This is a genomic window from Pseudomonas sp. ef1 (assembly GCF_007293365.2).
GTDB lineage: Bacteria > Pseudomonadota > Gammaproteobacteria > Pseudomonadales > Pseudomonadaceae > Aquipseudomonas > Aquipseudomonas siliginis.
On sequence record NZ_CM129815.1, the window covers coordinates 1,125,691 to 1,139,393 of the forward strand.

Genomic DNA, 13,703 nt, shown 5'->3' on the forward strand with positions numbered 1-13,703 from the left:
GCCGGAGATCGACCATGAACGCCCCTTTGCCAGGCCACGCGGCCAGCAACCCGATCGCCCACAGCGAAGCGTTGCTGGCCGTCGATCACGTCAGCCTCGAATACCGCACGCCGCAGCGAGTGGTGCGCGCTACCCATCAAGTCAGTTTCGCCGTCGACCCGGCTGATCGGTTCGTCCTGCTCGGCCCGTCCGGTTGCGGGAAATCGACCTTGCTCAAAGCGGTCGCCGGATTCATCCAGCCCTGCGAAGGCGAGATCCGCCTGCAAGGCCAGCGTGTCGATGCGCCGGGGCCGGATCGCATTGTGGTGTTTCAGGAATTCGACCAGTTGCCGCCGTGGAAAACCGTGAAGCAGAACGTGATGTTCCCGCTGCTGGCCTCGCGCACCTTGAACAAGAAAGACGCCGAAGAGCGTGCGCTACACTACCTGGAAAAGGTCGGTCTGGCGGCGTTTGCCGACGCCTATCCACACACCTTGTCCGGCGGCATGAAGGCGCGGGTGGCGATCGCCCGGGCGTTGGCCATGCAACCAAAAATTCTTTTGATGGACGAACCCTTCGCTGCACTCGATGCGTTGACCCGCCGCAAGATGCAGGAAGAGTTGCTGCTGCTCTGGGAAGAGGTGCGCTTCACCTTGTTGTTCGTCACCCATTCGATTGAAGAAGCCCTGGTGGTGGGCAATCGCATCCTCTTGCTGTCACCGCATCCAGGCCGGGTGCGCGCCGAAGTGCACAGCCATCAATACGATCTGCACAGCCTCGGCGGCGTGGCGTTTCAGGAGTCGGCGCGGCGCATTCATCGTCTGCTGTTCGATGAGGGCCAGGCGCCGGAGACCGAACGTGATCACGACTTCAACGACATTCGCATCGCCTATTGAGCGGCCAGGAGGACTACCCGATGAGCCATTCATCATCCGTGCGTGAAGAATTCGAAACCGTGCTCGAGCCGCTGACCGCAGTGCCGGTCGAGCGCGAGTTGCCGCTTGGCACGCGCCTGTGGCAACAGGGCTGGTTGCGCAAAAGCCTGATCCTGATTGTGCTGGCGATCATCTGGGAGGTGGTCGCGCGGATTCAGAACAATGACCTGATGCTGCCGAGTTTTCTGCAAACCGCGCAGGCCCTGTTCGACGGGCTGCTCAGTGGCGAGTTGCTGGCCAAGGTGTGGATCTCGCTGGTGGTGCTGATCAAAGGCTACCTGATCGGCATTGTCCTCGCCTTTGCCCTGACAACATTGGCGGTCTCGACCCAGTTGGGACGTGATCTGCTCAGCACCATGACTTCAATGTTCAACCCGTTGCCGGCGATTGCCCTGCTGCCGCTGGCGCTGCTCTGGTTTGGCTTGGGGCAGAACAGTCTGATTTTCGTGCTGGTGCATTCAGTGTTGTGGGCGTTGGCGCTGAACACCTATGCCGGATTTCTCGGTGTGTCCGAGACGCTGCGCATGGCCGGGCGCAACTATGGCCTCAAGGGTTTGCGCCTGGTCTTGTTCATCCTGATCCCGGCGGCACTCCCGTCGATTCTCGCCGGTTTGAAGATTGGCTGGGCGTTTGCCTGGCGTACGTTGATCGCGGCCGAATTGGTGTTTGGCGCGACCAGCGGCAAGGGCGGGCTGGGCTGGTACATCTTCCAGAATCGCAATGAGCTGTACACCGACAAGGTGTTTGCCGGGTTGGCGGTGGTGATCCTGATTGGCCTGTTGGTGGAGAATCTGGTGTTTGCCACCCTTGAGCGGGTGACGGTGAAGCGCTGGGGTATGCAGCGCTGAGGTCTTCGTTGGCTGGGCCGGCCTCTTCGCGAGCAGGCTCGCTCCCACATGAGAACGCATTCCAGGGTGGGAACGAGCCTGCTCGCGAAGAGTCCAGCGCTGGCCTCGTCCCTCTTATGGGATGTTTGTTAGCATTGCGCCCGGATCAATCCAGATCAGCCAAGAGTGCTCAGCATGCAACTCCCGGACATGAACCTTCTGGTCGCCCTCGATGCTTTGCTCGACGAGGGCAGTGTGGTCGGCGCGGCGCGGCGGATGAACCTCAGCCCGGCGGCCATGAGCCGCACGCTGACGCGGATTCGCGAAGCCATCGGCGATCCGATTCTGGTGCGCGCCGGGCGTGGCCTGGTGCCGACCCCCAAAGCCCTCGAACTGCGCGAACAGGTGCGCGACGTGGTCGAGCAGGCGGCGCTGCTGTTTCGTTCCGCCGACAGCGTCGAGCTAGGCACCTTGCGTCGACGTTTCAGCATTCGCGCCAATGATTTCTTCGTCGGCGTTTACGGCGGCAAGCTGTTCGATACCCTCGACCAACTCGCCCCGCATTGCGAATTGCGCTTCGTCCCGGAAGGCGACGGCGACGATGAGGCACTGCGCGAAGGGCGCATCGATCTGAGCGTCAGCAACACCCGTCCGCTTACGCCGGAAGTGAAAGTGCAGAACCTGTTCTCCACGCATTTCGTCGGCCTGGTGCGCGAGAATCATCCGTTGCTCGATGGCGAAATCACCGCTGAGCGCTACGCCGGTTTTTCCCACATCAGCATGTCGCGCCGGGGCATCGCTCGCGGCCCGATCGATACGGCGTTGAACGCACTGGGGCTGGAGCGCCGGGTGGCGGTGATCGCGCCGAGTTTCCATGCAGCGATGTTTGCCTTGCCCGACTCCGACCTGATCCTGCCGGTGCCCAAGGAAGCCCTGCTCAGCGTGCGGCGGCTGGGCCTGAAACTGCGTTCATTCGACCTGCCGATTCCACTGCCCATGCTGATGCTGACCCAGGCCTGGCACCCGCGCTTCGACAAGGACCCGGCCCACCGCTGGCTGCGCGAAACCCTCAAGACCTGCTGCGATGAAACATGGCTGGCGGCACAGCCGTAAATCATCAGGCACCATCGAATCCCTGTGGGAGCGAGCCTGCTCGCGAAGGCGTCGAGTCAGTCACCTCAATGGCGGCTGGTCCACCGCTTTCGCGAGCAGGCTCGCTCCCACATAGGCATTCACCGTTGTGTCTGATGCACTTATAACCTGCCAATAAGTCAATTTTCGTCAGCATCAAGCCCCACTAAAATGCTCCGGTATTTCACCCCCGGAGCTTTTCATTCATGACATCCCTGACGGTCACGGCGCCTCTCGCCGCGACCAGCCCGGCGGCGGCGGCTGCGCCACCGGTGTTCGGGGCGCGGATCATCATTGGTCTGGTCGGCGTGCTGTTGGCCGTGCTGGTCTCGGGCCTCAACGAGATGGTCACCAAAGTCGCACTCGCCGATATTCGCGGCGCGCTGCACATCGGTTACGACGAAGGCACCTGGCTGGTCGCCAGCTACACCGCCACGTCGGTCGCAGCCATGGCCTTCGCGCCGTGGTGTGCGGTGACCTTCTCGCTGCGCCGCTTCACGCTGTGCGCCATCGGTCTTTTTACCGTGCTCGGCGTGCTGTGCCCGTTCGCGCCTAATTACGAAAGTCTGTTGTTGATGCGCATCCTCCAGGGCCTCGCCGGTGGTGCATTGCCGCCGATGCTGATGACCGTCGCGCTGCGCTTTCTCCCGGCCAACATCAAACTCTACGGACTGGCCGGCTACGCACTGACTGCGACTTTCGGCCCGGGACTCGGCACGCCGCTGGCCGGTCTGTGGACTGAATACGTCGGCTGGCAATGGACCTTCTGGCAGATCATCGTGCCGTGCCTGATCGCCATGGCCGCAGTGGCTTACGGATTGCCCCAGGATCCGCTGCGCTTGGAGCGCCTCAAGTCGTTCAACTGGAAAGGCCTGCTGCTGGGCTTTCCAGCGATCTGCATGCTGGTGATCGGTCTGTTGCAGGGCAATCGACTGGACTGGTTCGAGTCGAACCTGATCTGTGGATTACTCGGTGCCGGTTCGCTGCTGCTGGTGGCTTTTATGATCAATGAATGGTCGCAGCCGATTCCGTTTTTCAAGCTGCAGATGCTCGGCATCCGCAACCTGCTGTTCGCCCTGATCACCCTCGCCGGGGTGTTGATCGTGCTGCTGGCGGTGGTGTTGATTCCGTCGAGTTATCTGGCCCAGGTGCAGGGTTATCGTCCGGCGCAAACCGCGCCGATCATGCTCATTGCCGCGCTGCCGCAGTTGATCGCGCTGCCATTGGTGGCGGCGCTATGCAACTTGCGCTGGGTCGATTGCCGCTGGGTGCTTGGCATTGGTTTGAGCATGCTCGCGCTGTCCTGCCTCGGTGGTTCGCACCTGACTTCGGCGTGGATTCGCGATGACTTCTACGTCCTGCAATGGCTGCAGATTTTCGGCCAGCCGATGGCGGTGTTGCCACTGCTGATGTTGTCGACCGGTAGTATCACGCCGATGGAAGGGCCGTTCGCGTCGGCGTGGTTCAACACCGTCAAAGGTCTCGCCGCAGTGGTCGCCACCGGCGTGATCGAAGCGCTGACCACCGCGCGCCTGCATTTCCATTCGACCATGTTGGTCGACAGCCTGGGCAATTCGCCGCTGGCCGATCACAGCGATTCGGGCCTCGCTCACCGCGTGCACGAGCAGGCGGTGGTGCTGACTTCGTCCGATTTGTACCTGTGCATGGCGGGCGTCGCCGTGGCTTTGATCCTGCTGATTTTCTGGCTGCCGACGCGGATTTATCCGCCGCGCGCGCCGACCTGATCGCTGTACTGAAACTGAAGGTTTTTTATGACTCAATCCAAGCAAAAACTCGCGGTGGCCGTGGCTGCCGCGCTGGCGGTGGGCGTGCTGGTGTACCTGGCGATGCCCGGGCTGTTCGGCCAACGCACCGAGCAAACCACCAATGACGCCTTCGTCTCCGCCGACTACACGCTGGTGGTGCCGCGCGTGGCCGGGTTCATCAAGCAGGTGCTGGTCGAAGACAACCAGCAGGTCAAGGCCGGGCAATTGTTGGCGCTGATCGATGACCGTGATTTGCGCGCAGCGGCGCAAGCGGCGGACGCGCAAACCCTGGTCGCGCGGGCGCAATTGCAGAACGCCAATGCGACCCTTGAGCGGCAGGCGTCGCTGATCGCTCAGGCGCAGGCCGCTGTGGTTTCGGCCAAAGCGCAAATGGCCTTTGCGCAGCAGGAACTGAACCGCTACAACCACCTCGCCGGAGTCGGTGCCGGCACCGTGCAGAACGCGCAACAGGCGCGCACGCGCATTGATCAGGCTTCGGCGCGTCTCGATACCGCGACGGCGAAACTGGCGGCCGAACGCAAACAAGTCGAAATCCTCACTGCCCAGCGCAACGCCGCTGAAGGCAATCTGAAACACGCGCAGGCGGCACTGGAAATCGCCAGTTTCAACCTCTCTTACACGCGCATCACCGCGCCGCAGGACGGCATGATCGGCGAGCGTGCGGTGCGCGTCGGCGCCTACGTCACCCCGGGCAGCAAATTGTTGGCGGTGGTGCCGTTGCAGCAGGCCTACGTGGTGGCCAATTTTCAGGAAACCCAGTTGACCGACGTGCAGCCCGGGCAGGATGTGCAAGTCCGAGTGGATAGTCTCGGTGGCGAAGCCCTGACCGGCCGCGTCGAGAGCATTGCGCCGGCAACTGGCGTGACCTTTGCGGCGGTGAAACCGGACAACGCGACGGGCAACTTCACCAAGGTTGTGCAGCGGATTCCGGTGAAGATCGTGCTGGAACCGGGCCAGCCACTGGCCGAGCGGTTGCGGGTGGGGATGTCCGTCGAGGCGAGTATTGATACCGCCAGCTCAAAGGCGTCCGGACGCGAGGTGACGCAGCGATGATCGGTGTTGAATCGGTTGGCCTCATCGCTGGCAAGCCAGCTCCCACAGGGGTCATTGGCAGGCCGAACCATTTTGCACAACCTGCACAATCCTTGTGGGAGCTGGCTTGCCAGCGATGGGCGCATAGGCAGCAGCTCACCCTGAGTGCCTTGCTTGCAGTCAGCCTCAGCGCCTGCACCGTCGGCCCGGACTTCCAGAAACCCGAAGCCACCCAGCCTGCCGACTGGGCCAAACCGAGCCAATCCGCCCCGAGCCAGGCCGTGAGCGAACCCCTGAACGAACGCTGGTGGGAAACCTTCCACGACCCGCAACTTTCCGCGCTCACCCAGCGCGCGCTGAACAGCAACCTCGACCTGCAACTGGCCAGCAGCCGCCTGCAACAAAGCCGCGCCGCGCGCCAGGTGATCACCGCCGAGCGTTATCCGAACAGCACCGCCACCGGCAGCTACGCACGTAAACGCAACAGCGGCGAAGGCTTGAACGATCCATCGGGAAACAACGGCGATGAGGCTTTCAACCTGTGGGATGCCGGCATCTCGGCGTCATGGGAACTGGACTTCTGGGGCCGCGTGCGCCGTGAAACCGAAGCCGCTGATGCCAATCTCGAAGTGGCAGAAAACGACCGTCGTGACGTACTGCTGACCGTGCTCGCCGACACCGCGCAAAACTACATTCAGCTGCGCGGCGTGCAGAACACCCGCGCCGTCACCGCGCAGAACCTCGACGTCGCTCGCCACAGCCTGAAACTCTCGCAGCTGCGGCTGGCCGATGGCGTGGCGACCGACCTGGACGTCGCTGAAGCCGCCGCGCAAGTCGCAGCCATCGAGGCACGGCTGCCGGCGCTTGAGCAGCGTCAGGCGCAACTGATCAACGCGATCAGTCTGTTGATGGGCGAGCCACCGCAAACTCTCGCTCAAACGTTATCCACAGACGCGGCAGTACCGCAGTCGCCACTGCAAGTCGCCATCGGCCTGCCGTCGCAATTGGCCGAACGCCGCCCCGATATCCGCCAGGCCGAAGCGCGTCTGCACGCCGCCACCGCCAACATCGGCGTGGCCAAGGGCGATTTCTATCCGCGCATCACCCTGTCCGGCAACCTCGGTTCACAGGCCATGCAGCTGAACGATTTCGGTTCATGGGGCTCGCGTGCCTTTGCCATCGGCCCGCAATTCAGCTTGCCGTTGTTCGACGGCGGTCGCCTTCGCGGCATGCTGCAACTGCGCGAAGCCCAGCAACAAGAAGCGGCCATCGCCTACCAGCAGACTGTGCTGCGTGCCTGGCATGAAATCGACGACCAGCTGACCGCCTACAACGCCAGCCAGCGCCGTCGCGACAGCCTCGCCGAAGCCGTGCATCAGAACCAGATCGCCCTGCGTACTGCGCAACAGCAATACGTCGAAGGCGTGGTCGATTTCGTCAACGTCCTCACCGTGCAAAGCGCCTTGCTCGCCACGCAGGAACAATGGGTGGAAAGCTCGACCGGCGTCTCCCTGGCGATGGTCGGTTTGTACAAGGCGTTGGGCGGCGGGTGGCAATCGGTCTATCCGGCAGCGCAACTGGCCGCAGGCTCACCTGACGTCGCCAGACCCTGAACCCGCAGAGCCAGCTATGATCAACTCCATTGCAGCAAACGGCGCAACGCCGGACCTGAATTGCAGAGGAGTTGCATCATGGAAAATCCGCAGCACAGCCTGCCGGCCCTGTTCAAACAACTCGGCCTCGCCGACGACCCGACCGGCATCGACCAATTCATCGCCAGCCATTCGCCGCTCAAACCGGATTTGCATCTGGCTGACGCGTTTTTCTGGACGGAAAGTCAGGCGCAGTTTCTGCGCGAGGAGATTCTGGATGATGCGGATTGGGCGGAGGTGGTGGATCAGTTGAATGTGATGTTGCGGAAGGGGCGGGTGGGGTGATCATTGCGAAGTTTGTATCCTCGTCCAACGCCGCAGTTGTCCATTGGGTATAAATAGACCAAAATCACGTCCTAATTTGAGGTCCTTATTATGCAAAGCGTTCTTGCCGATATGGCTGTCAGTGTCTCTGAACTAAAAAAAAATCCTACTGCCGTGTTGAACGGTGCACATGGGGGGGCCGTCGCTGTCCTCAACCACAATCGCGTCATGGGTTATATGGTGCCGGCCGAAGTTTACGAAGCGATGATGGAGCGGCTTGATGATCTTGAACTGGCTGACATTGTTCGTTCGCGTCTCCACGAAACGCCCATTTCGGTAAGCCTGGATGACTTATAAGCTTGAGTTCCTGCCGTCTGCACACAAAGAGTGGAACAAGCTGGGTCATACATGCGTGAGCAATTCAAAAAGAAGCTAGGTGAGAGGCTGAAGCTTCCCAGAATCCCGGCTGACGCACTCCACGGCATGCCCGACTGCTACAAAATCAAACTCAAAGCCTCGGGGTATCGATTGGTTTACCAAGTCATCGACGAACGAGTCGTGGTTTCCGTGCTAGCGGTTGGCAAGCGCGAACGCAGCAGTGTTTACGATGCTGCCAGGAACCGTTGAACGAGCCCCCGCTTTATTCAAGTGGCCGATGTTTGTCGATGAGATTCTTGAGTGACCGGACTGGGCCACCAAAGTGTGGGATCAGTTGATGTATCGTCTGGCATGAGGCGCAGCATGTAAAAAAAATTGCGCGAAAAGGCTCAGATGTAAAAAAAACCTCCTTACTGTAAAAAAAATTTCGTTTTGTCCGTCGCATTAGATTTTTTCTTCGAAAAATTACAAATCCAACTCGTGGTACGCCTCGGCCAAGCGTGGGGAGATTTGTTTCAAAACTTGACTGAAATTCCCCTCCAATGCGATATTGATAGTTAGCAAACTAACAGTGTCCGTTATCCCGTGTCCGATTCCCTCGACAGTCTCCAGATGAACATCAGCAGCGCCATGGTGGTGGCCGCCCGGCATTGGCGGAAGATCTGCCAGACCACGCTGGTCAACTATGGAATTTCCGAAGCCTGCGCCGTGCCCTTGTTGATGATCGGGCGTTTGGGTGAGGGCGTGCGTCAGGTGCAAGTCGCCCAGGCTGCGGGGATGGAGAGTCCTTCGCTGGTGCGTTTGCTCGATCAGCTGTGCCACGCCGGTTACGTCTGTCGCACCGAAGATGCCCAGGATCGCCGGGCCAAGTGCCTGAGCCTGACCGATACCGGCCGCGAGCTGGTGCAAGCGGTGGAGGCCGAGCTGGTGCGCTTGCGGCATGAGGTGCTGGAAGGCATCGAGCGCAGCGATCTGGAAGCTACGCTTCGGGTACTCAGGGCTTTTGAGGCGGCGAGTTCGCCTGTGGTGGTCAATTCTTGAACGGTTTTTTCACTGGCATGCCGCCGGCCCGTGACTGGTTTTACGGGGTCCGTACCTTTGCAGCGTCGATGATTGCGCTGTACATCGCCTTGCTCATGCAAATGCCGCGTCCGTATTGGGCGATGGCCACGGTGTATATCGTCTCCAGCCCGTTTCTCGGCCCGACCAGCTCCAAAGCGCTGTACCGCGCGGCCGGTACATTTCTCGGCGCAGCGGCGGCGGTGCTGTTCGTGCCGATGTTCGTGCAGAGCCCGTATGTGCTGGTGGTGGTGATTGCCTTGTGGACGGGGATCTTGTTGTTCATATCCCTGCATCTGCGCACCGCCAACAGTTATGCGCTGATGCTGGCCGGCTACACCTTGCCGCTGATTGCCCTGCCGGTGGTCGATAATCCGCTGGCGGTGTGGGACGTGGCCGAGGCGCGTACCGAAGAGATTTTCCTTGGCATCGCCGTCGCGGCGGTGGTCGGTGCGATGTTCTGGCCGCGTCGGCTGGCGCCGGTGTTCAATGATGCCGTGAGCAAGTGGTTCGCCGATGCGACGAGCTACAGCCTGAAGTTTCTCAGCCGCGATGTGCAGCCGGAAGAAGTCACCGCGCTGCGCATGGCCATGGTCGCCAATTTCAACAGCCTCGAGTTGATGATCGGCCAGTTGCCCCACGAAGGCGCGCGGCCACAAACCGTGCGTAACACCAAGGAACTGCGCGGCCGGATGATTCACCTGTTGCCAGTGATCGATGCCCTAGAGGATTCGCTGTACGCCCTCGAACGCCGCACCCCGGAACTGGTGGAAAAATTCCAGCCATTGCTGACTGCGACCCGGGAATGGCTGGACCACGCAGACGCCAATCTCGAGCGCTGGCAAGCACTGAGAGATCAACTCGACGCGTTGCAACCGAGCGCCGAAGCGCTGGAGGAGCGCAAACAGTTGCTGTTCTCCAACGCGATTTACCGCCTCGGTGAATTCATCGATCTGTGGCAGGACTGCCGCAGCCTGCAGGATGCGATTCTTTGCGAGCGCCAGGACAGCTGGCGCGCGGTGTACCGGCACTGGCGCCTGGGCCGGTTGACGCCGTTCATCGATCGCGGGCTGATGCTCTACTCGGTGGCCTCGACCATTCTGGCGATCATCGTTGCTTCGGTGCTGTGGATCCTGCTCGGCTGGCCGGACGGTGGCAGCGCGGTGATTCTGGCGGCGGTGGCGTGCAGCTTCTTTGCCTCGATGGACGACCCGGCGCCGCAGATTTACCGGTTCTTTTTCTGGACCGGGATGTCGGTGCTGTTTGCCAGTCTTTACCTGTTTCTGATTCTGCCCAACCTGCACGATTTCCCGATGCTGGTGCTGGCGTTTGCCGTGCCGTTCATTTGCATCGGTACGCTGACCGTGCAGCCGCGTTTCTACCTCGGCATGCTGCTGACGCTGGTCAATACCTCGTCGTTCATCAGTATTCAGGGTGCCTACGACGCGGACTTTTTCGCCTTCGCCAACTCCAATCTGGCTGGACCGCTGGGGCTGTTGTTCGCATTCATCTGGACGCTGGTGGCGCGGCCATTCGGTGCCGAACTGGCGGCCAAGCGTCTGACCCGATTCAGCTGGAAAGACATCGTCAGCATGACCGAGCCAGCCAGTCTCGCCGAGCATCGGCAGTTGGGCGTGCAGTTGCTCGATCGGCTGATGCAGCACCTGCCGCGTCTGGCCCTGACCGGTCAGGACACCGGCATCGCCATGCGTGAAGTGCGTGTCGGTCTGAACATGCTCGATCTGCTTGCCTACACCCCGCGCGTCACCGGCGTGCCAAATGCCCTGTTGCGACAAGTGGTGGGCGAGGTCGGCGAGTATTTTCGCGCCTGCCTCAAAGCCGACGAACGCCTGCCGGCACCGAGCGGTCTGCTGATGACCCTCGATCGCACGCGCCGTGCGCTCAACGGCCAGGGTGACGATGAAACCCGTCTGCACCTGTTGCACGCCTTGAGCGGTCTGCGTCTGGCCTTGCTGCCCGGCGTCGAGTTCGTCTCCAGCGCCGAGCCCGAAGAACCGCTGCCCGATGGAGCGCCCCTATGATCGGTGACCTGGATATCAGCGGCATCTTCCTGCCGACCCTGCTGGTGCTGATGGGCATTACTTACGTGCTGTTTTTGTTGGTGCATGGCGTGCTGCAACGCCTGCACTTTTACCGTCTGGTCTGGCACCGGGCATTGTTCAACGTGGCGCTCTATGCCGTGCTGCTGTACGGCGTGGACTCACTCAGTCGATACCTGATGACATGAAAAAACCGTTTCTGACCATCGGTCGCGTGGTTCTGACCCTGCTGATCGTGACTTTTGCCGTTGTCCTCGTCTGGCGCATGGTGATGTATTACATGTTCGCGCCGTGGACCCGCGACGGCCACATTCGTGCCGACATCATCCAGATCGCTCCGGACGTGTCCGGGCTGATCCAGCAGGTCGAGGTAAAGGACAACCAGTTGATCAAGCGTGGCCAGGTGCTGTTCAGCATCGACCAGGACCGCTTCAAACTGGCCCTGCGCCAAGCCAAGGCCGCCGTTGCCGATCGCGAAGAAACCCTCGCCCAGGCGCAGCGTGAAGCCAAGCGTAACCGTGGCCTCGGCAACCTGGTGCCGGCCGAACAGCTGGAAGAAAGCCAGTCGCGGGTGGCCCGTGCGCAATCGGCGCTGGCCGAGGCGTTGGTAGCAGTGGACAGTGCGCAGCTCAACCTCGATCGTTCGGTAATCCGCAGCCCGGTCGACGGTTACGTCAACGACCGCGCGCCGCGTCCGCAGGAATTCGTCACCGCCGGGCGCCCGGTGTTGTCGGTGGTCGACAGCAATTCATTCCACATCGACGGCTATTTTGAAGAAACCAAACTCGACGGCATCCACGTCGGGCAATCGGTGGATATCCGCGTGATCGGCGACCGCGCCAGGTTGCGCGGGCATGTCGAAAGTATCGTCGCCGGCATCGAAGACCGCGACCGCACCAGCGGCAGCAACCTGCTGCCCAACGTCAACCCGGCGTTCAGTTGGGTGCGCCTGGCGCAGCGGATTCCGGTGCGCATCGCTTTTGATGAGGTGCCGGCCGACTTCCGCATGATTGCCGGGCGTACTGCCACCGTGTCGATCATCGACGACCAGCATGAGGAGCCGCAGCCATGAGCAGGGCCTGGTTGATCGCCGGGATGGGCGTGATGCTCTCGGCCTGTCAGATGGTCGGCCCGGATTATCAGGTGCCCGCCGACGCGGCGGTGCAGCGCAAGGATATTCAGGGTGAGCTGGCAGTCGCCGGCAAACCGGTGGTCTCGGCGCCGGTGCCAGCGGACTGGTGGCGGCTGTATAAAGACCCGCGCCTCGATCAACTGGTACAGCAGGCCATGGCTTCCAACACCGACCTGCGCGTGGCGGCGGCGAACCTGTCGCGGGCACGTGCTCAGGTGGATGAAGCCGAGTCCGCTGGCGGCTGGAGCGGCGGGGTGAAAATGGGTGCCCAACGTCTGCAGGAATCCGGTCAGGCGTTCCTGCTGCCGGAAAAAGTCCCGGTGGCCAACATCGCCGATATCGGTATCAGCGCTTCGTACCAGTTCGACCTGTGGGGCACCTTGCAGCGCGGTATCGAAGCGGCCAAAGCCAATGCCGATGCGACTCAGGCCGCAGCCGACACTGCGCGTATCACCTTGGTGGCGGACGTGGTTCGTGCTTACACCCAGGTCTGCGCAGCCAACGAAGAGCGGGAAATCGCCGAGCATTCTCTCGACCTGCAATCGCAGAGCACCACGCTGATCCAGCGTCTGCGTGACGCCGGGCGTGGTGACGAGACCCAGGTCACCCGTTCGCAGACCCAATTCAAATCCTTGCGCGCCGACTTGCCGCGTTATGAAGCGGCGCGTCAGGCTGGGCTGTTCCGATTGTCGATGCTGCTGGCCAAACCGGTCGAGCAGTTGCCGGCAGGTACCGCCAGTTGCGCCGAGTTGCCGAAGATCGCGCAATTGGTGCCGGTCGGTGACGGCGCTGCGCTGCTCAAGCGCCGCCCGGATATTCGTCAGGCCGAGCGGCGTCTTGCTGCGGCAACCGCCGGCATCGGCATCGCCACCGGTGAGCTGTACCCGGACATCAGCATCGGCGCGACCATCGGCACCGTCGGCATCATTGATGACCTCGGCGACCCGTCGACCAACCGCTGGGGCTTCGGCCCGTCGCTGAGCTGGAAAGTACCGACCAACGGCGCCCGCGCGCGCATCCGTGAAGCCGAGGCCAACACTCAAGGCGCGCTGGCGCATTTCGACGGCGTGGTGCTCAACGCCATCCGCGAGACCCAGACCGGTCTGGCCCAGTACAGCGCGCTGCTGCAACGCCGCGATGCGCTGGCCGAAGCCGAGCAGTCGGCGAAGCTCGCCGCCGAGCAGACGCACCGCTTCTTCCAGGCCGGCCGCGAGTCGTTCCTCGCCGACCTGCAAGCAACCCGCACCTACACCGATGTCACCGCGCAACTGGCCGGCGCCAACACCCAGGTCGCAATGAGCCAGATCGATTTGTTCCTCGCCCTGGGCGGTGGCTGGGAAAGCGGACGAACGAACACCTCGAGCGCCAGCAAACCCTGAGGCCGTTGCTATGCTTTGAAGTGTTGGAGGGGCGCCCCATGCCAAGCGCTCCTGCAATGCACATTGCTCGTGCTGGCCCAGGGGAAAC

General features: G+C 61.8%; 13 protein-coding genes and 1 pseudogene. All 14 read left to right on the plus strand.

Going from position 1 to position 13,703, the window contains the following annotated elements; all coding sequences use genetic code 11:
• Positions 1-14: 14 nt before the first annotated feature.
• The 14 genes and pseudogenes from FEE99_RS05270 to FEE99_RS05335 all read left to right on the plus strand — a co-directional run bounded on the left by FEE99_RS05270 (position 15) and on the right by FEE99_RS05335 (position 13,615).
• Positions 15-875 carry an ABC transporter ATP-binding protein gene (locus tag FEE99_RS05270; RefSeq protein WP_041477413.1) on the plus strand — a complete coding sequence of 287 codons (861 nt, stop codon included), beginning with the start codon at positions 15-17 and terminating at the stop codon, positions 873-875.
• 20 nt (positions 876-895) lie between these two features.
• Positions 896-1,762, plus strand: a complete 867-nt coding sequence (locus tag FEE99_RS05275) for an ABC transporter permease (RefSeq protein WP_041477414.1) — start codon at positions 896-898, stop codon at positions 1,760-1,762.
• A gap of 174 nt (positions 1,763-1,936) precedes the next feature.
• Positions 1,937-2,854 (plus strand): LysR family transcriptional regulator, encoded by a 918-nt coding sequence (locus tag FEE99_RS05280; RefSeq protein WP_016772273.1) that lies wholly within the window; start codon positions 1,937-1,939, stop codon positions 2,852-2,854.
• Between the two features lie 224 nt (positions 2,855-3,078).
• Complete coding sequence (locus tag FEE99_RS05285; protein ID WP_041477415.1) at positions 3,079-4,617, plus strand: MFS transporter; 1,539 nt, start codon at positions 3,079-3,081, stop codon at positions 4,615-4,617.
• A 27-nt stretch (positions 4,618-4,644) separates the two neighbouring features.
• Positions 4,645-5,712 carry an HlyD family secretion protein gene (locus tag FEE99_RS05290; RefSeq protein WP_041477416.1) on the plus strand — a complete coding sequence of 356 codons (1,068 nt, stop codon included), beginning with the start codon at positions 4,645-4,647 and terminating at the stop codon, positions 5,710-5,712.
• The gene (locus FEE99_RS05295) at positions 5,709-7,304 is read left to right on the plus strand and encodes an efflux transporter outer membrane subunit (RefSeq protein ID WP_178089429.1); all 1,596 of its coding nucleotides are present in this window, start codon (positions 5,709-5,711) and stop codon (positions 7,302-7,304) included. The genes FEE99_RS05290 and FEE99_RS05295 overlap by 4 nt, the downstream gene beginning before the upstream one ends.
• 78 nt (positions 7,305-7,382) lie before the next feature.
• Complete coding sequence (locus FEE99_RS05300; RefSeq protein ID WP_041477417.1) at positions 7,383-7,628, plus strand: DUF2789 domain-containing protein; 246 nt, start codon at positions 7,383-7,385, stop codon at positions 7,626-7,628.
• Positions 7,629-7,718: 90 nt separating this feature from the next.
• Entirely contained in the window at positions 7,719-7,964 is a 246-nt protein-coding gene (locus FEE99_RS05305; RefSeq protein WP_041477418.1) for a type II toxin-antitoxin system Phd/YefM family antitoxin, read from the plus strand.
• Positions 7,954-8,234: pseudogene (locus tag FEE99_RS05310) on the plus strand (type II toxin-antitoxin system RelE family toxin). Before FEE99_RS05305 ends, FEE99_RS05310 begins: the two are co-directional and overlap by 11 nt.
• A 363-nt stretch (positions 8,235-8,597) precedes the next feature.
• Positions 8,598-9,026, plus strand: a complete 429-nt coding sequence (locus tag FEE99_RS05315) for a MarR family winged helix-turn-helix transcriptional regulator (protein ID WP_016772266.1) — start codon at positions 8,598-8,600, stop codon at positions 9,024-9,026.
• On the plus strand, positions 9,023-11,086 hold the full coding sequence (locus FEE99_RS05320) for an FUSC family protein (RefSeq protein WP_041477419.1): 2,064 nt from the start codon (positions 9,023-9,025) through the stop codon (positions 11,084-11,086). Before FEE99_RS05315 ends, FEE99_RS05320 begins: the two co-directional genes overlap by 4 nt.
• A complete protein-coding gene (locus FEE99_RS05325; RefSeq protein WP_016772264.1) occupies positions 11,083-11,292 on the plus strand; it encodes a DUF1656 domain-containing protein in 210 nt (69 codons plus the stop codon). The genes FEE99_RS05320 and FEE99_RS05325 overlap by 4 nt, the downstream gene beginning before the upstream one ends.
• Positions 11,289-12,176, plus strand: a complete 888-nt coding sequence (locus FEE99_RS05330) for an efflux RND transporter periplasmic adaptor subunit (RefSeq protein ID WP_016772263.1) — start codon at positions 11,289-11,291, stop codon at positions 12,174-12,176. Before FEE99_RS05325 ends, FEE99_RS05330 begins: the two co-directional genes overlap by 4 nt.
• Positions 12,173-13,615, plus strand: coding sequence for an efflux transporter outer membrane subunit (locus FEE99_RS05335; protein ID WP_041477420.1), 1,443 nt, complete (start codon positions 12,173-12,175; stop codon positions 13,613-13,615). Before FEE99_RS05330 ends, FEE99_RS05335 begins: the two co-directional genes overlap by 4 nt.
• Positions 13,616-13,703: the final 88 nt, after the last annotated feature.